The organism is Blautia sp. MSJ-9 (assembly GCF_018919065.1).
Lineage (GTDB): Bacteria > Bacillota > Clostridia > Lachnospirales > Lachnospiraceae > Blautia_A.
The window spans coordinates 67,911-92,519 of the sequence record NZ_JAHLQG010000036.1 but is presented as its reverse complement, the minus strand read 5'-3'; the positions used below and the strand labels follow the sequence as shown (position 1 = coordinate 92,519).

Below are 24,609 nucleotides of genomic sequence, written 5' to 3'. Positions count from 1 at the left end.
TCTCCTCTTACCTATCATTCAAAACAAGCTTTGATGATTGCTATAATTCTATCCTGCTGCTCCACTGTCATCTTATTATCACTCGGCAAACACAGCCCTCTTGTAAAAATATCCATTCCTGCATCCACCGATTCTCCCGAAATATACGCATTCGATCTTGCGCGTCCATTACCATCTCTGACAATAAATGGATTCAACCGATAAATCGGCTGCATATGCATCGGCTTCCATATCGGTCTTCCCTCCGCATTAATAGCAGCAATTGCCTCCAAAACCTCTGTCGGACAAGTTTTCCCAGTCTCCTTTATATAACAGACATCCTGTTCACCGCGAACCTGCCTGCACATAGCATCCTGATCAATAATCATACAAGACAACCAATAATTCGGCTCAGAATTCTCAAAGTCTATCGGATTCATAGATACCGGAAGTCCCTTTAATCCTTCTTTATATCTTTCATAAATTGCTTTTTTCTGTGCAATATGTTCATTTAAATACGGAAACTGTCCACGTACAACTCCTGCCACTACATTACTCATTCGGTAGTTGTAACCTAATTCTTCATGCTGATACCACGCAGCATTCTCTCTTGCCTGTGTAGACCACTTACGAACCTTATTTGCAGCTTCTTCATCATCTGTCAGGAAACAGCCCCCGGCACTTCCGGTAATAATTTTATTTCCATTGAAAGAAATCGTATTATACTTTCCAAATGTCCCTGTCTGTCTTCCCTTATATGTAGCACCCATAGATTCTGCTGCATCTTCTACCAAAATTGCACCATGTTTTTTGATAGCCGCATTTAATTCCTCTACCTTACCTGGTGTACCATAGAGATGAGCTACAACCACTACTTTGGTATCTGGATAGATTTCAAATGCTTTTTCCAGTGCTACCGGATCCATATTCCAAGTGTCATATTCTGTATCAATGAATACCGGTTCTCCCCCTTCGTAGACAACTGGATTTACTGTTGCGTCAAAGGTCATATCAGAACAGAACACTTTCTTTCCCTCTAGTGCCCCATGTCCAACTTTCGACATTCCATAACATTCAATTCCTGCTAATTTCATAGCCAGATGCAAAGAGGCAGTTCCTGCTGACAGAGCAACCGCATATTTACAACCAATATATTCACAAGCCAGTCTTTCTACTTCATTAATATTTTTTCCTACAGTAGACATCCAGTTTGTCTCATATGCTTCTTTTACATATTCAATTTCCGGACCATGCATGGTCGGACTGCTTAGCCATACCTTAGACTCAAATTTTTCAAAGTTATTATTTTCTCTAAACATTTTTTCTCCTTCGCATCTGTGAAATCACTGGTAACATTCCAAACAGTTTTCAGAACACCATAATTCTTCTAGGTGTTGGTCTTAAAACTTAAGCCGGATGATACGTAGCAACTACCTTCTGCACTCTCTCCTTCACATCATCCTTATTCTTATAAGCCGCCTCCAGCAACCCATCCAACTCTTTCAAAAACTCCTCCACATCAAACGGAATCGGGCACCCAATATGTATCAGATCATTCTTCGTCTTCTTCAACCCTTCCTCCGCCATCAGTTTCTCCTCATACAGCTTCTCTCCAGGTCTCAACCCGCTATAAACGATCTTAATATCCACATCCGGCTTATACCCCGACAACCTGATCAGATTCCTAGCCAACGTATCAATCTTCACCGGCTCACCCATATCCAGCACGAAGATCTCTCCGCCCTTCGCATATGTACCTGCCAGCAGCACCAGACTTACCGCCTCCGGAATCGTCATAAAATATCTGATAATATCCGGATGTGTAACCGTAACCGGGCCACCCGCTTCAATCTGTTTCTTAAAGAGCGGAATAACCGATCCATTACTTCCTAACACATTTCCAAAGCGAACTGCCACGAATTCCGTCTGGGCATTCTTTAACCCTTCTGTCACTTTCGGATCCACGATCACGTCATCCATACCATGAGTGAAGAGCTGCGGAATCTCATTCGCTTTTCCTTCTTTAATCTTATAGTCAAAAGCCTGGATGATCATTTCACACAAACGCTTGGACGCACCCATAATGTTAGTTGGGTTTACTGCTTTATCTGTACTGATCAGTACAAATCTCTTACATCCATGTGCCATCGCTGCATATGCAGTCTTATAAGTTCCCATCGCATTGTTTTTGATTGCTTCGCATGGGCTGTCTTCCATAAGAGGTACATGCTTGTGCGCCGCTGCGTGATATACGATCTCCGGTCTATATTCATCGAATACTTTGAATATCTTTCTACTGTCACGAACAGATCCGATAATGGTATCCAGTTTCAGATCCGGATATTTCTTCCGTAATTCCTGCTGAATGTCATAAGCATTGTTTTCATAAATATCGAACAAAATCAGATGTTTCGGATTATGTGCCGCAATCTGTCTTGCAAGCTCAGATCCGATAGAACCAACACCTGTAACCAGAACCACTTTTCCTGTGATATACTGGAATACTTCATCCATATCCGTCTTAATCGGGTCTCTTCCAAGCAAATCTTCAATCTGAACAGGCTTCATCTTACTTACGGATACTTCACCGGTATAAAGCTGATACATTCCCGGAAGGTTCATCAGTTCGCAACCTGTCTCATTGCAGATTCTGAGGATTTCTCTTTTATCCTCCGGTTTTGCGCTTGGAATAGCGACATAAATTTTCTCAATTCCAAACTTCGCTACCGCTTCCATGATATTCTCTCTACCGCCGAATACCGGAACATCATCTATGTATCTGCCCCATTTATTTGGATTATCATCAATGAAGCAGTAAACTCTCTCACTTGTCTCTTTGGCATGTTTAATATCGCGAAAAATCATCTGACCTGCACTTCCTGCGCCGATCAGCATGACTCTCTTCTCATATGCTGCATCTGTATTTCTCCGTCCCCTAAGCAGCAGGATAAAGCGGTATGCAAACCGGATTCCCAGTGTCAGACAGAACTGAATGATAATACCGAACGCATAATAGGAAATCGGCATTCTGTATATACATACATTCACTACAATTAAATGAACGACTCCCGTAAACACCGTTCCCATGATCACACGGATCAGTTCTGCATAACTTGCGAAACGCCAGATACTCTTATAAAGGCGCAGGAACCAGAATACTACCACGCAGAATATTGCATAAATCCATACTGTGTGAAAATATGTCTGCAGATAGTCTTTCTGGATTCCGCCAAATTTACAGTCAAACCGAATCCACAGTGCTGCAAAATATGACACCAGAATTGCTGTAAAGTCATATACCATCAATAACAGGGATACGATTTCCCAGTGTTCCAGTTTTTTCTTCATCTTTGTCATACCGTTACTCATTTGTATTTCTCCATATTTTTCTTTTTATTTGTCCTTCTTATTTCCAGTCCATCCCTATGCTGTCCAACTGCCTGATCCTATGTTCATCCAACACCATCCCGCTCCCCTCAGGATGTTTCCTCTTCGCCCGTATATTCGAGATCCACCTCCCCAGCTTCACTCCATTCACACTATACGAAACCGGAACATTCAGATTCCCATATTCCTCATAGTAATCTTTCGCCAGCGCATACTTCTCATTCCACTGTCTGACAGTCTTCTTCTCCGTCTTAAAGCCAATCTGCCTAAGCCGTTCCAACTGTCTCTCTTCCAATGAACTCCGACATGCATTTTTCTCACCAAGCTGGCTCCCAATCTCCGCGAGCCATCTCCCCAGCGGCACCCCATTCTCCGTCACATACTTCACCGGAACCTCCAGATCCCCATGCTCCAGATAATACCTTTGTGCCTCCCGGAAATACTCTTCCCATTTCTCCCCATTCCGGTCCCAGATCATCCCCAACTTCTCCAACTCTCCCTGCTGTTCCTTCGTCAGCGCCTGATCCAGTCCTTTATTCTTCACTTTCGTCCTCAAATTACAGACCCATCTTCCAAGCCTGAACCCGCTGTCCGTCACATATCTAGCCTTAACATCCAGATTCCCATGCTCCTTGTAATAAGCCTGCAATTCTCTCAACGCCTCATTCCAGCTCTGGTCCTTACTGTCCCAGACCATCCCGATCTCATCCAGCTTCCTGACTTTCTCCTCACTCAGATTCCCAGTCACCGAACCTGCACGGACCCTGCGCTGCGTCTGAATCCAGCTTCCAAGCGTAAGCCCTGTCTGCGTCAGATAACTCTTCGGAACTTTCAGATTCCCTTTCTCCTGGTAATACTGCCTTGCGGCAATATAATAGGTTTCCCAGGCGGAACTTAAATTCGTCTGCAGTTTCTGGAAAAGCATCCTGCAGTCCTTCGTCTCATCCGTAATGTGGAAACGCTCACTAAAGCGGAACCCTTTCCCATACGTCGTCGGAAACAGCACAAATGCTTCTTCCATTTCTTTCTTCAGACAGTCAATACAAGAAAGACTATCAAAATTATTAACCAGGTCAAAAATAACCGGTGTCTTCCCGCTGCCCGCTGACAATGCACGCCCAATCTGCTGAAGATAAATGATCGGCGACACCGTCGGACGCAGAAGAATCACACCATCCACATCATCCACATGAACCCCTTCATTGAGCATATCAATGCAGAAAAGGAGCTTCAGATGTTCACTGTTATCCTTCTTAAATTCCCTGAATTCTCTGTCTGTAGCAGTATCGTTATAAAACGCTGTATAAATCCGCGGCTCACTGTCTACCCGGCGAAACCACGTACTGACCTGCTCTTTCATTTCGTCCATATGTTCTTTACCGGAACAAAAGACAATATATTTTCCATTTTTCTTTTCCATGTGCTTCTCAAACACAATGTCCAGCCCTTCTGCCTGTTCCAGTGCGCGGCGCAGCTGCTCAAGCAGTTTCTGGTTCTCTGTGATAAGGCCCTGATTCGATAATGCCTGGATTCTTTTCTTTAACTGATCCAGTTCTTTCTTATACGAATACATGGCAATCACATATTTCGGTTCCGGGAGTATTCCCCGGACGATAGCTTCTCCGAGTGTCATCTCGGATGCGATCTTTCCATCAAAAATCTCCTCTGCCATATTTCTCTGGTTGTCCAGATAGCGGATATTGGTCGCAGACAGCCCGAGTCTCTTCGCATTTGGACAGGCGTTCAGAAGTTTCCTGACGCTTTTGCCCCATTCTGCGGCACCGCAGCGGTGAAATTCATCCAGGATGATATAATCCGGATGCAGGGTTTCGATGCTGTCTTCGTTCTTCATCAGACGGCTGTAGGACATGAATTGAATGTTTTGGAATTTCATATTCAGGTTTTCCAGCTGGGTCTGATAGATGTATTCACTTGGGGAGAGCCATAAAAAGTGATCTAACGGATGTTCTTCTGCCAGTTTGAAAGCAATCAGAGATTTGCCTGTTCCGGTTGGATGGATGATTGCTGCCATTCCAGTCTGTTCAAGCATTTCTGTCGCTGCTTTGTACGCTTCTTTATTATGTTTGAAAAGGTTTATGCCCATTTCATAATCCTCCAAAATACGCAGCAAAAGGAGTAATGTTTTCACAGATTCTTTTAATCTGTGAAAAGTCAATACCATATAATTTTCTTTAAAAAACTCAATAATTATATTAAATCACTAGTAATATAATATTCTGAACGGACCATTTTGTCAATAAAAGTCACATTATTTGTGCATAATGCCATAAATTGGTATATGTTTAATGACTTTTTCTAAGTATATTTCTCCCCAAAATGGGCAAACTATCTATTATGGGTCAAAAAAGTGGTCAAAATCCATCGAAAGAACACATTATTTCATAAATCTGACACGGGCAATACCCTGAATCAAAATTCTTAAATTCTAAATCTCTTTCCCTATTATAAATGGTCAAAAAAATGGTCAGCTTCTCTCAAAGTTCTTGATTACAGGCACATTTCAGATACTTTTCACAGATTAAAAGAATCTGCGAATTTCTGATATTGGATGAATTTTCTCACAACAAAAATATCCGCCTCTGATGATTTATATAATCTGTCAGAGACGGATATCTTATTTACTGAAACCCACATAAATATTAGCTTCTTTTATGCGGATTCATTCTCTTATATTTATTTTTCTCCGGAAAGAAGAATACGGTCATTATCCAGCATCTTACCGGCACCTGTCTTAAATTTCTCCAGAAGACCTTCCACTGTCAGGCCTTTCTTTTCCTCTTCATGGATATCCAGCACAATGTCTCCGGAATCCATCATCAGGATACGATTTCCCAGATCCAGGGCTGACTGCATATTGTGGGTGATCATCAGACAGGTAAGCTGATGTTCTTCCACAATCCGTTTCGTAAGATTCAGCACCTTCTCTGCAGTTCCCGGGTCAAGGGCTGCTGTATGCTCATCCAAAAGCAGAAGCTTAGGCGGGTTCATGGTTGCCATGAGAAGTGTCAGTGCCTGTCTTTGTCCGCCGGAAAGAAGTCCTACCGGCTGAGTCATTCTCTTTTCAAGTCCGATATCCAGAAGCTTTAACTCTTCATGAAAACGTTCTTTCTCCTGCCTGGACACATGGGAAAGCCATCCGCCTTTTCCTGCTGCAAGTGCCAGATTCTCTTCTATAGTCATTCCAGGCGCAGTTCCTCGCATAGGATCCTGATACAGACGGCCGATGGTCTTTGCACGTACATGCTGAGGCATAAAAGTAATGTCCTGTCCATCCAGCATGATCATGCCGGAATCTGTAAGAAAATCTCCGCAGATTGCATTAAACAGAGTAGATTTACCAGCACCGTTGGAACCGATGATCGTTGCAAAATCACCTTTCTCCAGATTCAGGGATAAATCTCTGATGGCCTGTTTCTCGTTTACCGTACCCGGATTAAAAGTCTTGGAAATATGTTCAATCTTCAGCATAAATCACTGTACTCCCTTCCTGTGAGTCATTCTTCTCTTAATCTGCGGCCACTGTTTTTTCAAATATGGACCTGAAATAGCCAGCACAACGATTACAGAAGATACCAGTTTCAGCATAAATGCCGGCATATTGAATCTCAGTGCGACGGTATATACCAGACGGAAAATAAAAGATCCAAGTACCATGCCTACCGCTCTCACAAAAATTCCACCTCTGCCAAGGATCGTACCACCGATCAGCAGGGAAGCCAGCGCGATGGTAACCATTCCCTGTCCGATATTGATATCTACAGATTTCTGTGACTGAGACAGAAGGCATCCGGAAAGTGCTGTGAAGGAGTTGGCAACACAGAGACCTACAATCGTAGTAAATACCGGATTAATAGATGAGGATTTTACCATATCTGCATTATTTCCTGTTGCCCTGATCGCCAGACCAAGTCTTGTTCTTAAGAAAAATACAAGGAAGGCAATCACAATGGCTACTGCAATGAAAGCAACTACAATATCTCCTCTTCCTTTCAGCGGTGTACTTTTCAATGTTTCTTTCATCATGGAAAATACCGTCTCTGTTCTGTTCATATTAATCAGGGAGGAACCTCCCATCACTGCAATATTCACAGAATAAAGAGCCGTATTAACGATAATTCCTGCAAGAAGGCTGTCAACGCCCAGCTTTGTCTGAAGTATGGCTGTTACAAAGCCCGAGCATACACCTGCAGCCATAGCTGCAAAAATTGATAAAAAAGGATGTCCGCTGACTGCCACTGCCGCTCCCACCGCTGCTCCCAGTGTGAAACAGCCATCAGTGGAAAGGTCACAGACATTCAGCATGGAATAGCTGAGAAACAGGGCAAGAACTGTCAGTGAGCAGATCAGGCCAAGCTTCAGTGCGGTCTCTCCAAGAGAGAGTATAGTCGCAATAGTCACGATAATTTCCTCCAGTTTGTGTTTATTTTATTACATTCAATGAACAGCAACAGAAAATATCTGCTGCTGTTCATTTTAATTCAGAAAATATTTTGCTAAAATCCTCATCCGACAACTATCAGTCTTTTCAATCGGTACAATGGATTCCATAAACTCAGAACTTATTCTGAATTTATTCAAAATGCTGTCCGAATATCCTTATTATTTCTCTACATCATCAAAGCTCTCTGCTGTGACAATCTCGTTTACCTGTGTGCATAACGGTTCGAAATCTTTTTTAACAGTTTCAAGATCAAGTCCAAGTCCCTCACAGGTTTCCGTGTTTACTGTTGCAGTACCGTTGTCAAAAGTTTCAACAGGTGTTGTTGCAGGATCTGCATCATTCATAAGGATGTCTGCGATCATGTCTGCTGTCTTCTGTCCAAGGTTTGCATAGTCAACACCATATCCAACGAATGCACCATTTAATGCAAAGGAATCAGCTCCTGTATACTGTGGGATTCCTGCATCAATGAATTTCTCATAGATAGAAAGCTCTGCTGTCATGATTGTGTTGTCAGTTGGTGTAAATACTGCATCTACGCCATCTGCTACCAGTGCATCTGCTGCAAGCTGTACCTCATCTGTTGTGGTACCAGTACGCTCTACATATTCGATTCCCTGCTCATCCAGATAATCCTTTGCTTCCTGAATCGCTGTTGTGGAAGAATCCTGTCCGATATCATATAAAAGTCCGATCTTCTTTACATCCGGGTTTACTGCCTGGATCAGTTTCATGATAGAAGAAGTATCCAGATAATCACTTGTACCTGTGATATTTGCTCCAGGTGCATCTAAATTCTCTACAAGACCGCTTCCTACAGGATCGGATACTGCGGAGAATACAACCGGTGTATCAGTTCCTTCTGTTGCGGACTGCATACGCATTGCTACAGGTGTTGCAACACCTACCATTAAATCTACATTATCAGCCTGAAAATCAGAAATGATCTGTTCCATAACGTTGGCATCTGCATTACAGTTGTCATAGGATACATCAAAGTTTACATCCTGTTCTTCACCGATTTCTTTCAGACGGGACTGGATATTGTCTACAATCTGGTTCAGGGAAGCGTCATCTACATAGTTGCAGATACCAATCTTGAAATCCTGTGCCATTACCGGTGATGCCATCATCATAGTTGCCATTGCTGTTGCTGCGATTACTAATGCTCTTTTTTTCATAGTCTTTTTCCTCTCTCTACATCAATTATTTAGCCGTCTGTGATATTTTTCTGACTGCCATAGTCTCAGGGATATTTGCCAATCCCTTGTTACTGTCTGTGAGAAAGAACTCCCCGGATTCCTCTTTTTCCCGGATGTGTCAATTTCTGTGGTAAATACTTATAAGCAAAATAGATTCCTGTCTACCGAACTTTTTATATACATCAGAAATTCCTGTGAAATTTCTTTATATATAAAAAAATCCGTCACAAGCTATCTGCTGCTTGAGACGGTAATAAGAATCTTATTATCGCGGTACCACTCAAATTGACGAATTGTCCACTTTCTCATGTACAAACATACACTCCTGATTTATAACGGGTTCGGTTCCCGTCGGTGCCTACTCTCACGCTTATTAAGATTTCGGACCGCCCTCGAAAGGCCATTCGACAATCAGTTTCATACGGCTTCCCACCAACTGCCGCTCTCTGGAATGATTCTTAATTGTTTACTCTTCTTTCTCATCGGTTTTGATACGTTTACTTTACCACGCTAATGTGCATATGTCAAGACATTTATTTTTCTTTTTCAGACTTTTTTAGAAACTCCGGCATCTTTTCTTTCCCTTACTGGTTATTAATACTGTATTGTGTTAAAATACCAAATAGAAAATAGTTATTGTTCATTCCATGCCCCGCAACACACTTTGCGGTGCACATAAACAGTAACAGAAAATACTTACTGCCAATAAGCAGCATAAAACTTTATACAGAAATGAGGAATGTAATATGCCAACTACAAAAATGGTCTTTCACGGAAGTGATATTGAAAAAATATGCGAAGTCTATCATCTAAATCAAAAGGATATTGTAAAATTCGGTGCCAACGTAAATCCTCTGGGGCTTTCTGAAAATGTAAAAAAACAGCTCGCCAGCCATCTGAACATCCTGTCCTCCTACCCTGACAGAGACTACACAACTCTCCGCAACACAATTTCAGAATACTGTAATGTCCCTGCCGAATTCATTCTCCCCGGAAATGGCTCCAGCGAACTCATCGCCCTTCTGATCCAGGAGCGAAACCCGAAACACACCCTGATCCTCGGACCAACCTACTCCGAATACTCCAGAGAACTCTCCTTCTCCGGCAGCACCCAGGAATACTATCATCTCCGTGAAAAAGATAACTTTGTCCTCAATGTAGACGACCTCTGCCACACTCTGGAGGGAAAATACGACTTCCTGATCATCTGCAACCCAAACAATCCAACTTCGTCTGCCATCACCAGAGAAAATCTGAGAAAACTCCTCACCTTCTGCGCAGAAAAGAACATCTTCGTAATGATCGACGAAACCTATGTAGAATTTGCCCCTGAAATCAACGAAATCACCGCTGTAACTCTCACAAAAGAATTCACCAACCTCATGGTCCTCCGCGGCGTATCCAAGTTCTACGCAGCCCCAGGCATGCGCCTCGGCTACGGAATCACAGGAAACCTCGACTTCCTCAAAAAAATGAAAGAAAAACAGGTTCCATGGTCCCTGAACAGCCTTGGAGCCCTTGCCGGCGAACTCATGCTCCAGGATAAAGACTACATCCACCGCACCAGAGAACTCATCCTCTCCGAACGTACCCGACTGCTCCAGACATTAGAGGAAATCCCAACCTACAAAACCTACCCGGCCTACGCCAACTTCATTCTCCTCAAAATCCAGAAGCCAAGTCTCACCTCCTACGACGTCTTCGACACCTGCATCCGCCAAGGCCTCATGATCCGCGACTGCTCCTCCTTCGAATGCCTCGACGGAGAATACATCCGCTTCTGCATCATGAACCCCGAAGACAACACTAGACTCTTGAACATCTTGGCATCCTTATAATTAAATTTAACTATTCAGTCAAGCGGATATTTGCAATCCGCTCCGCGTCCCTCCTAAACAAAACAAAAGCCAGAAACTCCAAATTTCGAAGTTTCTGGCTCTTCTCTTTATTCTTAAAGTTTTAATTTTTAAAGCTATGAATCGGCGCCGGAATTCTGCCTCCACGCTGAACAAACGCATCACAGGAGAACTGATTCACCGGCATGATCGGTGCATAACCTAAAAGTCCACCGAACTCAACCACTTCGCCAACACCCTTACCAATTACCGGAATCAGACGAACCGCTGTAGTCTTCTGGTTCACCATACCAATGGCAGACTCATCTGCAATAATACCAGCAATCGTAGAAGCTTTCGTATCTCCAGGAATCGCGATCATATCAAGACCTACAGAGCATACACAAGTCATCGCTTCCAGTTTCTCAATCGTAAGCGCACCCGCATTCACCGCATCGATCATACCCTGATCTTCGCTGACCGGAATGAATGCACCACTTAAACCACCTACTGCTGTAGAAGCCATAACTCCGCCCTTCTTAACCTGGTCATTTAACAGAGCAAGCGCTGCTGTTGTACCCGGTGCACCTGCATGTTCCAGACCAATCTCCTCAAGGATCTCAGCAACACTGTCACCGATTGCCGGAGTTGGAGCAAGAGACAGATCCACGATACCAAACTTAACACCAAGACGTCTGGAAGCTTCCTGAGCTACCAGCTGACCAACACGTGTAACTTTGAAAGCAGTACGCTTGATCATCTCACAGAGAGTCTCAAAGTCTTTTCCTCTTACCTGTTCCAGAGCAGTCTTAACAACACCAGGTCCGCTGACACCTACGTTAATGATGGTATCCGCTTCTGTCACACCGTGGAATGCACCTGCCATAAACGGGTTATCATCCGGTGCATTGCAGAATACAACCAGTTTCGCACATCCCAGAGAGTCCTGATCCTTAGTAGCTTTCGCTGTTTCCAGGACAATCTCACCCATGAGTTTAACCGCATCCATGTTGATACCAGTACGTGTAGAACCAACATTTACAGAACTGCAGACACGTTCTGTCTTCGCCAAAGCCTGCGGAATAGATTCGATCAAAAGTTTCTCTGCCAGAGTCATACCCTTGCTTACCAGAGCAGAATAACCACCGATAAAGTTCACACCAACAGTCTTGGCAGCTCTGTCCAGTGTCTCAGCGATTGTTACAAAGTCTTCAGCAGTCTTACATGCAGCACCACCGATCAGTGCGATCGGAGTTACAGAAATTCTCTTATTTACGATCGGGATTCCATATTCAGCGGAAATCGCTTCACCTGTAGATACCAGATCCTTTGCGCAAGTTGTGATCTTGTCATAAACTTTTTTATTTAATGTCTCGAGATCACTGTCAATGCAGTCCAGAAGACTGATTCCCATAGTAATGGTACGCACATCCAGGTTCTCGTGCTCGATCATTTTATTCGTTTCATTTACTTCAAAAATATTGATCATTTTAGTTTTTCTCCCTTGTATGTTTTCTCAGAGTTACGAAGCAGCTGAAATTCGCAGTCCACTTCGCCACACAGCTCTACACAAAATAACTGCTTCGCAGTTTACCAGAAAGAGAGTAACTCTTTCTGATACAGGCAAGTCTTCGGCGACTTATCTGATTTTATCAGATTCTGTGCATTACATTGAAGATGTCTTCATGCTGGCAGCGGATCACTACGCCGATCTGATCTCCAAGGGCTTCCAGTTCTTTTGCAAGAACTCCATTATCTTTCTCACATTTGCTGGCATCTGTTACCATCATCATGTTAAAGTATCCCTGTACGATGGTCTGAGAGATATCAAGAATGTTTACATTGTTGTCTGCAAGATAAGTACAAACTTTCGCAATAATTCCTACGGTGTCGTTTCCTACTACTGTGATGATTGTCTTTTTCATAAATTCTTTGTCCTTTCTACACTGTAATTACTTCTGATATGCAATCCCTCTTCGCCACCTGAATCTTAAAGTCCCGGGACTTATAAGGGTTGTCACCTAAGGTTACTTCTGAACAAACAGTTTCGTATGCCAGTTCTTCATAGTTATTCTCCCTGCTGAGATGTCCCAGGAAAATGGCTTTCATATTGTCATGCAGCAGTCTGCATAAAAGTCTGCCTGCATTCTCATTGGAAAGATGACCTCTGTCTCCAAGGATTCTCTGTTTCAGGTAATACGGATATTTTCCAACCTGCAGCATACGGATGTCATGATTTGCTTCCAGAAGAAGCGCATCCAGATCCTGCAGATTCTCAACTATGTATTCATTATATTTTCCAAGGTCTGTAGCAATCCCTACAGATTGTTCCCCGCATTCCACGCGATACCCAACCGGCTGTGCTGCATCATGGGGAATGGTAAACGGATTCACTGTCAGGTCTTTAATCTCAAAAGGCTCGTCTTCACGGATTTCATGAAAAATCCCCTCTGGCATCTTACCCAGATTCATCCTGGACAAGGCATCCACTGTCCCCCCGGTTGCATAAACCGGGATATGATGCTTTCTCGCGATCACTCCCAGACCTTTGATATGATCTGAATGTTCATGTGTAATCAAAATACCATCAATATCTTTTCCTGTCAAATCCAGAGAATTTAATCCCTGTTCTACACGCTTCCCGCTGATGCCCACATCCACCAGAAGATGGGCGTTGTCTGAGCCCACGTAAATACAGTTTCCGCTGCTTCCGCTGGCAATGCTACAAAGTCTCATATTTTCTGATTCCTTCCTCGATCTGCTGCCTTGTCTCTGCAAAATCTCCGTTATTTACCACAACGTAGTCTGCATTTGCCCGGAAAAATGACTCCGGTGCCTGACTGGCAATGATACTGGCTGATTTCTCTCTGGTATAACCGCGATTCTCCATCAGTCTCTGGATACGGATTTCTTCATCCGTGTGGATATACCATATTGTATCACAGAACTCCTGATAATGATCCTCCAGAAGAAGTGCAGCTTCCACCACACATACCTTCTGTTCCTGCTGTTTCTTTACCGCTAACTGATCCCTGATATACTGTTTTACAGCAGGATGAATGATCTGATTTAATTTCTCCAGCATACCCGGATGTGAAAATACTACATCCGAAACCTGTCTGCGGTCAATAGTTTTATCATTTTTTATCACTTGTTTTCCAAATAATCCGATCACGGGTTCGTAACAGGGCTGCCCCGGTTCCATCACCAGATGCCCGATCTCATCCGCTTTCATCACATATGCCTGATACTTTTCTTCCAGAAAATCAAGCACTGTACTCTTTCCGGCGCCTACTCCACCGGTGATCCCTATTGTAATCATTTCTGCCTCTTATCTTTATTATGTCCACTGCTTTTACAGATCAGTCGGATACTCATAATCCGTATTCAGTTAAAACAGCAGACGTATTTTATTCATTTTATCTGATGTACCAGATTTCATTTATATTTTATCACTACTTCGCTTCGTACCAGTTATTTCCCTGATGCATATCTACATCCAGCTCTACAGCAAGCTTCGCAGCACCTTTCATCTCTTCCTCAAGAATCGCAGATACCTGCGGAATTTCCTCTTTATAAGTCTCTATCAGAAGCTCATCATGTACCTGAAGTACCAGACGGGATTTCAGATTCTCGTCTTTCAGTCGTCTGTATACACGGTTCATGGCAATCTTAATGATGTCTGCTGCAGTTCCCTGGATCGGAGAGTTCATGGCTACTCGTTCACCAAAGGATCTCTGCATGAAATTGCTGGATTTCAATTCCGGGATCGGTCTGCGTCTGCCAAACATAGTAGTCACATAGCCCTTTTCTTTTCCCTCTTCTACCAGTCCATCAAGGAATCCCTTGATCCTCGGGTAAGATTCAAAATATCTCTCAATATACTCTGCGGCTTCTTTTCTTGTAATACTTAAATCCTGACTCAGTCCAAATGAACTGATCCCGTATACGATTCCAAAGTTTACTGCCTTAGCATTTCTTCGTTGCAGGTCTGTTACCTGATCAAACGGCACGTGAAATACTTCAGATGCCGTATGTCTGTGGATATCCTGTGCTTCTTTATATGCCTGGATCAGCTTCTCATCTCCTGACATATGTGCAAGAACACGAAGTTCAATCTGAGAATAGTCCGCATCCAGGAATACATAACCGTCCTCAGGCACAAATACTTTACGGATCAGGCGTCCCAGTTCCATTCGTATCGGAATATTCTGCAGGTTCGGCTCTGTACTGCTGATTCTTCCCGTTGCAGTGATCGTCTGATTAAAGGTGGAATGGATCCTGCCATCTGCAGCTATCACATTTGCCAGACCATCTGCATAGGTAGATTTCAGTTTCGCAAGCTGACGATATTCCAGAATATCCTTTACGATCGGATACTCCGGTGCAAGCTTCTCGAGAATATCTGCTGCTGTAGAATAACCAGTCTTTGTTTTCTTTCCGCCTTTAAGCCCAAGTTTTTCAAACAGAATCACACCCATTTGTTTCGGAGAATTGATATTAAACTCCTCTCCTGCCTGCTGCCAGATCAGCTTCTCCAGTTCTTCAATACGGACATTTAGCTTCTCGCCATAGTTCTTCAGTTCCTCACCCTTTACACTGATTCCCCATTTTTCCATGGAGTCCAGAGTAAAGATCAACGGGAGTTCAATCTGTGTGTACACATTCCACATACCAGTTTCTTTCAATGCATCACACATCGGAATACGGCAGGCAAGTGCTGTGTATGCCATATAGCATGCCAGGGATGTGAGTCCTTCTGCGCCTTCTTCCCAGGCTTTCTCTACTGTTTTCTTTCCGAAAAGTTCTTCTCTTGTAGGCAGCATACGGCCATTCAGATATTCCTTTGCCATATCATCATATGTGTAAACAGATTTCAGAGGATTCAGAAGATATGCCGCTACTCCTGCATCAAATACTGCACTCGGATCATCAAATGTAATATGCTTAAGTATGGATTTTACATCAAGTGCGCAGATTACATGACTTTCCATTTCACTTACCATACCATTTTCCATACTGTTCGCATCGTTATTTTCTATAACATTCGCGCCATCTTCTGCGGTACCTCTTACATGATTCTTCTCATTATATTCAGATACTTTATGGAAAAGTGTCTCCAACTTTCCACAGAGATAGCTTTCGGTGATCATTCCCTCTACAGGAATATAATAAATCTCTTCTTCACTTAATGCCAGTCCTGCACCATATACCTGTCCATTCTCTGCAATCAGGGAAACGCCTGCCGCTTTCTGGGCTTCTGCTTTTTCAAACAGGTTTTCACATCCTGCCAGATCCGCACATGTGAAAAATTCCTGTTCCAGCGTATCTTCCTGTACAGCCTCAGAATCGAAGCGTCCAAGCAGGTTCTTAAATTCCAGCTGTCTGCAGAGCAGAAAAGCCTCTTTCGTATAAAGATTTCCGAGCTTTGCATCTTCATAAGAGAATTCAATCGGGCTGTCTGTACAGATAGTAGCCAACGCCTTACTCATCTGTGCCATATCATAATGCTCTCTCATGGATTCTCTGGCTCTGTTTGGTTTCAATTCTTCCAGATGTTCATGCGCATTCTCAATACTTCCGTACTCCACAATAATCTTCGTAGCAGTCTTCTCTCCCACGCCTGGAATTCCCGGAATATTGTCGGCACTGTCACCCATCAGCGCTTTTAATTCAATGATCTGTGGCGGTGTGACCTGATATTTCTCGATTACCTGCTGTGCATGGTAATCCTCGATCGTAGTCTTTCCTCTTACAGTCTTTGGCAGACGAATCAATATCTTCTCTGTCGCAAGCTGAAGCAAATCTCTGTCACCGGAAAGGATCGTTGCCTCCATTCCTGCCGCTTCGCTCTTCTTTGCCAGTGTTCCGAGGATATCATCGGCTTCATAGCCTTCTTTGCTTATAATGTTTACGCCCATTGCAGTAAGAACTTCCTTGATCAGTGGTACCTGCTCTCTCAGTTCCTCAGGCATCGGCTTACGTGTCCCTTTATACGCCTCAAACATCTTATGGCGGAAAGTCGGCGCTTTCAGGTCGAATGCCACGGTCAGATACTGGGGATTCTCCTCTTCAATTGTACGGAAAAGAATATTCAGGAACCCATAGACTGCTCCTGTATGCTTTCCTTCTGAATTTGTAAGATCAGGCAGACCGTAAAAAGCCCTGTTCAGAATGCTATGTCCGTCGATCAGTAATATTTTTTCGCTCATAAATTCCTCCAGTATCTTATAAAATATGCACCGTTTCCATCATTACATAAACGAGAATTGCCGCCAGAACTGCGATCAGGAGACATATACTCGCTCCAAGCAGAAACCAGCTCAGCTTCTTTTTTCGGATGTATCTTCTGGATTTCCGGATATCCTGTTCCAGCAGATTCTTGAAATCGAGAACAGAGTTGCTGCTGCTGTCGTCCAACTGCTGCGTCACCTCATGAACAATGAAATAAGTTTCCAGCTCATCATAGCAGGAAGAGCAACTCTCCACATGATCCAGGAACTCCTCCAGTTCATTTACAGGAAGCTTATGCTCAATATAACTGCTTACCATTCCTTCTGCAGTACGGCAATCCATATCAAATCCCTTCTTTCTTCTGTAACAAGTACTCTGCGTTTACTGTCCGAAAAAAGTAACCGCTTTTATTGATGCTCACTATTACGAATTATACCCGAACCACACTCAAATGGCAAGAAAAAGCGTTGCGCCCAGTAACACGCTTCGCGAGATAGTGGTATGCGAACAATAACGCAGGAATAACCGTAAAAAGCAGCAAAAATCCATAACTCGACTTCTGCTGCTTTTCTTTTGTATTTATTCTATTTAATTATTCAACTGTTTCTGCTGTTGTATCTGCCTCTGCTTCCACATTGGCATTCGGAACCTGTACAGGTGCTTCCAGGATCTTCATAAATTCCTCGCCTGTAATTGTCTCATGTTCATAGAGATATTTGGCAAGTTCATGAAGCTTTCCGATATTGTCCTGCAAGATCTTCAGTGCTTTCTGATGTTCCATCTTGACAAGTTCCACAACTTTCTTGTCCAGAAGTGTCTGTGTCTCGAAAGAACAGCTCAGGCTGGAATCTCCGCCCAGATACTGGTTTGTCACGTTCTCCATGGCAACCATGTCAAAGTCTTCACTCATACCATATCTGGTGATCATCGCTCTTGCAAGCTTGGTCGCCTGTTCAATATCGTTGGAGGCTCCGGTTGTGATGGAATGAAAGATCAATTCCTCTGCAGCACGTCCGCCTGTAAAAGTTGCGATCTTGTTCTCCAGTTCCTCTTTTGTCATCAGGTAATGATCTCCGTCATCTACCTGCATAGTGTAACCAAGCGCACCGGATGTACGAGGAATGATCGTAATCTTGTGAACCGGTGCAGACTCGGTCTGCTTTGCGGCAACCAATGCATGTCCGATCTCATGGTAGGAAACGATCAGTTTTTCCTTATTGGAAAGAACACGGTTCTTCTTCTGATATCCGGCGATAACTACCTCGATGCTCTCTTCAAAGTCTGCCTGTGTGGCAAATTTTCTGCCCTCACGTACTGCACGCAGTGCTGCTTCATTGACGATGTTCGCAAGCTCTGCACCGGAAGCTCCGGCTGCTGCTTTAGCAATCTCATCAAAGCGTACGGAATCAGCAATCTTAATCTTCTTTGCATGAACTTTAAGGATCTCTTCACGTCCTTTTAAGTCTGGAAGTTCTACAGGAATACGTCTGTCGAAACGTCCCGGACGAAGAAGTGCAGGATCAAGGGAATCTGGTCTGTTTGTTGCTGCCAGGATTACAACGCCCTTGGATCCGTCAAAGCCATCCATTTCTGTAAGTAACTGGTTCAGGGTCTGTTCACGTTCATCGTTGCCGCCTGTAAATCCGGCACCGTCACGTTTCTTACCAATCGTATCGATCTCATCGATAAACACAATACATGGTGCTTTCTCATTTGCCTGTTTGAAGAGGTCACGCACCTTGGCAGCACCCATACCTACAAACATCTCTACGAACTCAGAACCGGAAATGGAGAAGAACGGAACTTCTGCTTCACCGGCTACTGCTTTTGCCAGAAGAGTTTTACCTGTTCCAGGAGGGCCTACAAGAAGGGCTCCTTTCGGCATAGATGCACCGATCTCTCTGTATTTCTGCGGGTTATGAAGATAGCCTACGATCTCTGTCAGAAGCTCCTTGGCTTCATCCTCTCCTGCTACGTCTGTAAATTTGATTCCTGTGGAAGATTTTACATATACTTTGGCATTGCTTTTACCAAAGGACATTGTTCCGCCAGGGCCGCCGCCCATGGAACTCATCATCTTCTTGCTGAGCCATCTTCCAAGAAGAATAAAGATAGCGATTGGCAGTACATATCCCGCGATCAGGCTGATCCAGATGGATGTCTGCTGCGGTGCTGCTGCGCCGAATTTCACATTTGCGTCATGTAAACGGTCTACAAGGTCAGGGTCACTTACTTTAACGGTTCTGAAATAACCTTCCTGTCCGTCACTCTCTGCTACGTAATAAATATAATCATCCTGAATTTCTACTGTCTTAACGTATCCCTTCTCTACTCCTGTAAGGAAGACACTGTACTCTGTTGTCTGTACCTTTCGTCCCTCAATTGCAGGAAGTAACAGCACGTTCAGAAGAATGATAATAACTGCCGCGATGATATAATATACATAAAGCGGTTTTCTGCCTGGTTTTTTATTACCAAGGTTCATCGGCTTTTTCCTCCATTCGTTTTGTTAAAATGTACCTTATCACTTATTTCTTTGTTTTTCAATAAAGGCCGGATAAATTTCACAAACATTTAAGAATTAACAGATTTTTTTTATAATATTCTGCGTTCAACACTCCGAAAAACTATTTTACGGATTTATACCATTTACCTGCGGCAGAAAGATCTGAAGTCTTGAAGTTCCCGGTTCTGGTGCTGCTGCTTTTGAGCAGGGAACAGCTTTCATTCTTGTTACTGAGATCCCAGCACACATAACTGATCTTGTTTTTCTTCAGGAACTGGATCCAGGTATTTGCTTCTTTCTTGTCGATACTGCCATTTCCTGAACTCTCAGAAATACCGAATTCACTTACAAAAACAGGCAGACCTTTATTAATAGCATTCTGAACTTTGGTCCTGTAATAATCTTTGTGTGTTGCTGCGTAGAAATGAAACGTATACATAATGTTCGAATAGCCTGTGATCGGATTGTCCGCAACAATATCTACGTCCTGTGACCAGGTAGGAGTTCCTACCAGAATGATATTCTTCTTGTCATAAGCACGGATTGCTTTTATCACTGCAGTGGCATAACTTTTGATGGTCTTCCATGAAGTATTCCCATTTGGTTCGTTGCATATTTCATAAAAAATATTTTTCTGATTTTTGTATTTCTTTGCCATTTCTTTAAAAAATGCTACCGCCTGTTTCTGGTTCTTCTTTGGATTTCCATCACTGAGAATATGCCAGTCAATGATCACGTACATTCCCAGCTCTGTGGCATATTTTACGCCATTGTCTATGATTTTCTTTAACTCACTCTGATTGCCACCAGAGCAATAGCCATTATACTCTTCTGTATACATGGCAAGTCTGATACAGTTCACACCCCACTGGTCACGCAGGGTTTTGAAGGCAGACTTATTAACATACTGCGGAAACCAATTGATACCATGGGTGCTCACCCCTTTCAGGATAACCGTCTTTCCGCTGGAATTTACGATTTTTGTACCTTTTACTTTTAGCTGACCATTTGTCTGCAGCGGTGTGGAACTGACAGCATATGCCGGAAATACCGGCAGTTGCAGAAGCAGACAGCATATCAGAATACTGACCATTATCTTCTTGAGGATTGTGTATCTGCCAGATTTTGACTTCCTTTGTAACGTTCCTTTCTTCATACTTTTACCTTTTCCTTTCTTCCTTACTTTTATTTTTCTTTCTACTATAAATATATCACGAAAACAGCAACTTTCATACTGATAAAAGTTTTAACAATAAAAGCCCTGTCGAAAACAATTTCTTCCAACAGAGCTTTTAAGTATTTCTTTATTTATTTTTCATAATTTTTACAGATCTTTCTTCGGCAGCAAAGCAGACAGCAGAAACAGGCATAATAAAAAGCTCTGTTCTTTTTATTGAACAGAGCCTCTCTTTTTACTGCCGGCAGTGGGACTTGAACCCACACGTGGTTGCCCACAACAGATTTTGAGTCTGCCTCGTCTGCCATTCCGACATGCCGGCACGAAACAAATATTATATTAGCATAACTTTCAAAATATGGCAAGGGTGTTTTGCAATTTTCCATTGAATTTTTTAGATGAGTAAACGGATATCTCTATATGTATTGAAACAAAATACTTATTCATCCAGCAAAAACTGGCAGCGCCTGTTGGTTTGTGTGAAATATCCAGGTTCTGCCAGTCTTTCAAACACTCTCTAGAATTTTACAAATGTTGTTTTAGAATATACACCACTTGCTTTCAGCAGTTTCCGATACTTGGTAAATGATTTCTTTGGGAGTCTCAACGTTACTGTTTTGTTGGCCGCAAATGCTTTCTTTCCAATGTATTCCAATGAGGAACCATTAATCTTAATGATCTTAACTGCCGGACACTGGGCAAATGCATAAGCATCAATGTGTTTGATACTTGCAGGAAGTGTAAAGTTTTTCAGTTTCGGGCACTGAGCAAACGCATTACTGCCAATTCGGGTTACTTTTGAGCCGAACCTTATGGTTCGCAGGTTCGTGCACTGATAAAAGGAATACTTTCCGATAGTAGTTATGTTGCTTCCGAAAATAACATCTGTGATTTCTTTATTTCCCTTAAATGCATTCTGATCGATCCTAGTTACTTTGTAAACCTTATCATTAATAATAACAGTTGCCGGAATCTGTATGATATTAAATGTCGCTGCAAGACTTGTAACACTCACTTCGTTTGCATTTAAAATCTTATAGCCGAGACCACCTGTATAATAAACATTCTTATTGTCTTCAGCAGTTAATGGCGCTGCATTGAACTGATATCTCACAGGCTGTATGATATCATTTTGTACCCATGCATTCTCAATATATTCCTCCCTCTGGAAAAATATATACATGTCATACACACGCTCTACCTTTGTATAAATTCCGCTTGCTGAACCGATTTCCCATTTTCTGTGGATATCACTCTCCTGTGGTTTGATGGACAGGCTCCAATATACCGGTGTCCACTTGATATCTCCCTCCACAGGATTTGTATTCTGCGTTCCTGCACCGAGTACATTGAATTTGTAATAGGTATTGGGATAAAAAGTTAGAGGCTTATCCAGGCCTTCTACAACACTGTCATTGGCGCTGATACTTTGTTTCTCATCTGTATCTGTGGATTCATCCTCTCCCGCAGACCAGGAATATTCGAAATTGTCCGCAAAATATGCATTACTCTGTGCACCTGCTCCGTCGGAAAATTCTGCTGCGCTGACTGTACTGAATGATCCAGCTGCCAGCACACCTGCCAGCATGATCGCTGCCATTTTCTTCATCAATCTCTCCTCCTCTTTTACTCTTAGTCCCTGCCCACTGCATTTCACAAGTCAAACAGATAAAATCATCCAATCTGCTGCCTGCTTATAACCAAATAACCGTTCCGCAGTTTGGTTAAGCAAAGGACCAAAGTTATCTCTTATAGTTAGCATTTTACTTACTTTTCTGCCAAATGTCTACTTAGATTTTTTGCTAATCCTGTCGTATATTCACGTTATTATTCATTCTGTTCTCAGTAACGAGACCAAAATTTATTCCAAATTTCCTGCATTAATGAAATTGGAACTTGTGGCTGCAGATTTTATTCCTCATTATCAGTATTCCACTTCTCATATGTGATATAATCTGCTCCCATTTTTCTGAAAATATCTACCATGTCTTCATTCTGACAAAGCCATATAGAAATACGTATGCCATTCTGGTGCACATTGCTAATGTCATACATACTGACGTTCCAGTACTCGACGCTTATATCCAGATTATATTTTTTACATTGCTGAATTACTGTATTTGTCACTCGTGCAGTCCTAATCCACTGCATTTTTCCATCAAACCCTAATTCTCGCAGCTTTCGCAAAGTGTCTATTCGAAAACAGATCAGAATCGGCTTTTTCTGTGATTTGGAAAGAAGCTGCATAAATGAGCCCATCCCTTCTTCCGTGGAAATTGATTTTATCTCAATCACAGGTGTCATGGAATATTTATTGCAGCATGCAAGGTATTCTTCCAGTGTTGGAACTACATTGTCCGGATATTGTGACGCATTTGTACCATTTATGATCGGATACTGCTTCACTTCCTCATAAGTCAATTCCGAAATCAGCTTGTCTTCGCCACACATGCGCTGCAGGGAATCATCATGGGAAAGTACCAGCACACCATCCTTTGTCTCCCTTACATCTGTTTCCACATACTCTGCCCCGCCACGTCCTGCTGCCTCAAAAGCAGGCATGGAGTTCTCCGGTGCCACAGTCTGGTCGCCTCTGTGCAAAATATAGCAGGTTGTTCCATCCAGCGGTTTCTGAAAATCCTTGGGTTCTTCTGGTGTTGGTGTCGGTGTAATTTCCGGGACATCTGGTTTTTCCGGAGTTGCTGTAGGTGTGAGCTCCGGTGTTACAGATGGTTCCGGAGCTGGTGTATCGGTAGGTGTTGGTTCTGGAGCTAGCGTAATTGATGGAGTCGGTTTTTCTGGTACTAATGTCGGCGTGATTTCTGGTGTTACAGATGGCACTGGTGTTACTGTCTGTTTTGTAACCACCACTTCAATCTCTGAAACGTATCTGTTTGTACCATAAGAAATACAGGTAATCTTCGTACTTCCGACTTTTTTTGCAGTAACTTTTCCCTTCTTTGAAACAGTTGCTACCCCTTTATCTGAAGAACTGTAAGTTATCTTTTTTCCACATTTCTGTGGTTCTAAAAGAAGTGTCTTTCCTGCTGTTATTTTCACCTGATTCTTATATTTCCTGAATGGAACTGCTTCTGTTTTATTACAGACATAAACTTCGCAGGACAATTTCACCTGATTCTTCTGAGCAGTGATCGTTGCCGTTCCTGGTTTCAGACCATAGATCTTTCCGTTTACAACTTTCGCGTACTTTAGATTACTGCTGCTCCATTTAAAATTTTTCAGATTTACCTTTTTGTTATTATTCAATATTTTTGCTGTATAAGACGCACCTGTCTTTATGACCACAGATGTCTTCTGCATCTGATACTGGTCTGCTGCGTATATATTCTTTGAAAAAAATCCAGCACAACTCAGGCTTATGAACAGCATAAACACAAGCACTGCATATATTCTTCCCGGTCTGTTTCTATATCTGTCTGTTTTTCCTTTTTTTTCTGTAGTTACTTTATATCTCATCTCTCATATGCCATTCCTGATCTACTGCTTTTATCTCAGGTATATTTTTAAACACTTCACAGTCCTGATCACATCCATCTTTGATACATGGACAGACCATTTTTACTTTCTTAAAATGTCCGGGAACGCCCTCGTACTGTACACTCCACAGACCATTATAATGCAGTTGTTTACACATTCCTGTCTCATATTCGTATTTAATCATATGTAATCTTCTCTTTTCTGTTCACTTCTTATGCATATTGCTTTTTTATAACTCAAGCGGATAAAATCATCCGCTTTGCGGCTTACTCATAACCAAATAACTGCTACGCAATTTATCAGAAAGAACTTGCACTCCTGATTTTGTT

Annotated in this window: 18 protein-coding genes, 1 tRNA gene and 1 other annotated feature; of the genes, 1 reads left to right on the top strand and 18 read right to left on the bottom strand. The window is 42.7% G+C overall.

Going from position 1 to position 24,609, the window contains the following annotated elements; all coding sequences use genetic code 11:
• Window positions 1-14 precede the first annotated feature (14 nt).
• From KQI87_RS10345 to KQI87_RS10320, 6 genes are all read right to left on the bottom strand, one after another.
• Entirely contained in the window at window positions 15-1,298 is a 1,284-nt protein-coding gene (locus KQI87_RS10345) for a DegT/DnrJ/EryC1/StrS family aminotransferase (RefSeq protein ID WP_216460078.1), read from the bottom strand.
• Window positions 1,299-1,386: 88 nt separating this feature from the next.
• Window positions 1,387-3,348, bottom strand: coding sequence for a polysaccharide biosynthesis protein (locus KQI87_RS10340; RefSeq protein WP_253292462.1), 1,962 nt, complete (start codon window positions 3,346-3,348; stop codon window positions 1,387-1,389).
• A 37-nt stretch (window positions 3,349-3,385) separates the two neighbouring features.
• Window positions 3,386-5,470 carry a Helicase associated domain protein gene (locus tag KQI87_RS10335; RefSeq protein WP_216460077.1) on the bottom strand — a complete coding sequence of 695 codons (2,085 nt, stop codon included), beginning with the start codon at window positions 5,468-5,470 and terminating at the stop codon, window positions 3,386-3,388.
• Between the two features lie 590 nt (window positions 5,471-6,060).
• Window positions 6,061-6,855, bottom strand: a complete 795-nt coding sequence (locus tag KQI87_RS10330; RefSeq protein ID WP_216460076.1) for an ABC transporter ATP-binding protein — start codon at window positions 6,853-6,855, stop codon at window positions 6,061-6,063.
• 3 nt (window positions 6,856-6,858) lie between these two features.
• Window positions 6,859-7,785 carry an ABC transporter permease gene (locus tag KQI87_RS10325; protein WP_291810767.1) on the bottom strand — a complete coding sequence of 309 codons (927 nt, stop codon included), beginning with the start codon at window positions 7,783-7,785 and terminating at the stop codon, window positions 6,859-6,861.
• 201 nt (window positions 7,786-7,986) lie between these two features.
• On the bottom strand, window positions 7,987-9,009 hold the full coding sequence (locus KQI87_RS10320; RefSeq protein ID WP_216460075.1) for an ABC transporter substrate-binding protein: 1,023 nt from the start codon (window positions 9,007-9,009) through the stop codon (window positions 7,987-7,989).
• 261 nt (window positions 9,010-9,270) lie between these two features.
• Window positions 9,271-9,522 (bottom strand) — a binding site (T-box leader).
• A 254-nt stretch (window positions 9,523-9,776) separates the two neighbouring features.
• Between KQI87_RS10320 and KQI87_RS10315 the strand changes: the two genes are divergently transcribed.
• Window positions 9,777-10,868, top strand: coding sequence for a pyridoxal phosphate-dependent aminotransferase (locus KQI87_RS10315; RefSeq protein WP_216460074.1), 1,092 nt, complete (start codon window positions 9,777-9,779; stop codon window positions 10,866-10,868).
• Between the two features lie 121 nt (window positions 10,869-10,989).
• On the opposite strand, the gene KQI87_RS10310 is transcribed toward KQI87_RS10315, so the two are convergent.
• The 12 genes from KQI87_RS10310 to KQI87_RS10255 all read right to left on the bottom strand — a co-directional run bounded on the left by KQI87_RS10310 (window position 10,990) and on the right by KQI87_RS10255 (window position 24,464).
• Entirely contained in the window at window positions 10,990-12,354 is a 1,365-nt protein-coding gene (locus tag KQI87_RS10310; protein ID WP_216460073.1) for a PFL family protein, read from the bottom strand.
• A gap of 163 nt (window positions 12,355-12,517) precedes the next feature.
• Window positions 12,518-12,790: an ACT domain-containing protein gene (locus tag KQI87_RS10305; protein WP_117674729.1), complete on the bottom strand. Its 273-nt coding sequence runs from the start codon at window positions 12,788-12,790 to the stop codon at window positions 12,518-12,520.
• 16 nt (window positions 12,791-12,806) lie between these two features.
• Entirely contained in the window at window positions 12,807-13,601 is a 795-nt protein-coding gene (locus KQI87_RS10300) for an MBL fold metallo-hydrolase (protein WP_216460072.1), read from the bottom strand.
• A complete protein-coding gene (coaE, locus tag KQI87_RS10295; protein WP_216460071.1) occupies window positions 13,588-14,187 on the bottom strand; it encodes a dephospho-CoA kinase in 600 nt (199 codons plus the stop codon). The genes KQI87_RS10300 and coaE overlap by 14 nt, the downstream gene beginning before the upstream one ends.
• A gap of 133 nt (window positions 14,188-14,320) precedes the next feature.
• Window positions 14,321-17,077, bottom strand: a complete 2,757-nt coding sequence (gene polA / locus KQI87_RS10290) for a DNA polymerase I (RefSeq protein ID WP_216460070.1) — start codon at window positions 17,075-17,077, stop codon at window positions 14,321-14,323.
• A 16-nt stretch (window positions 17,078-17,093) separates the two neighbouring features.
• Window positions 17,094-17,441 carry an anti-sigma factor family protein gene (locus tag KQI87_RS10285; RefSeq protein ID WP_216460069.1) on the bottom strand — a complete coding sequence of 116 codons (348 nt, stop codon included), beginning with the start codon at window positions 17,439-17,441 and terminating at the stop codon, window positions 17,094-17,096.
• 250 nt (window positions 17,442-17,691) lie between these two features.
• Window positions 17,692-19,584, bottom strand: a complete 1,893-nt coding sequence (ftsH, locus tag KQI87_RS10280) for an ATP-dependent zinc metalloprotease FtsH (RefSeq protein WP_216460068.1) — start codon at window positions 19,582-19,584, stop codon at window positions 17,692-17,694.
• A 142-nt stretch (window positions 19,585-19,726) separates the two neighbouring features.
• Window positions 19,727-20,761 (bottom strand): glycoside hydrolase family 5 protein, encoded by a 1,035-nt coding sequence (locus KQI87_RS10275; protein ID WP_216460067.1) that lies wholly within the window; start codon window positions 20,759-20,761, stop codon window positions 19,727-19,729.
• Window positions 20,762-21,021: 260 nt separating this feature from the next.
• Window positions 21,022-21,104 (bottom strand) — tRNA-Leu (locus tag KQI87_RS10270).
• Between the two features lie 195 nt (window positions 21,105-21,299).
• A complete protein-coding gene (locus KQI87_RS10265; RefSeq protein ID WP_216460066.1) occupies window positions 21,300-22,391 on the bottom strand; it encodes a leucine-rich repeat domain-containing protein in 1,092 nt (363 codons plus the stop codon).
• A 302-nt stretch (window positions 22,392-22,693) separates the two neighbouring features.
• The gene (locus tag KQI87_RS10260) at window positions 22,694-24,259 is read right to left on the bottom strand and encodes a glycerophosphodiester phosphodiesterase family protein (RefSeq protein WP_216460065.1); all 1,566 of its coding nucleotides are present in this window, start codon (window positions 24,257-24,259) and stop codon (window positions 22,694-22,696) included.
• Window positions 24,249-24,464, bottom strand: coding sequence for a hypothetical protein (locus KQI87_RS10255; protein WP_216460064.1), 216 nt, complete (start codon window positions 24,462-24,464; stop codon window positions 24,249-24,251). The genes KQI87_RS10260 and KQI87_RS10255 overlap by 11 nt, the downstream gene beginning before the upstream one ends.
• Window positions 24,465-24,609: the final 145 nt, after the last annotated feature.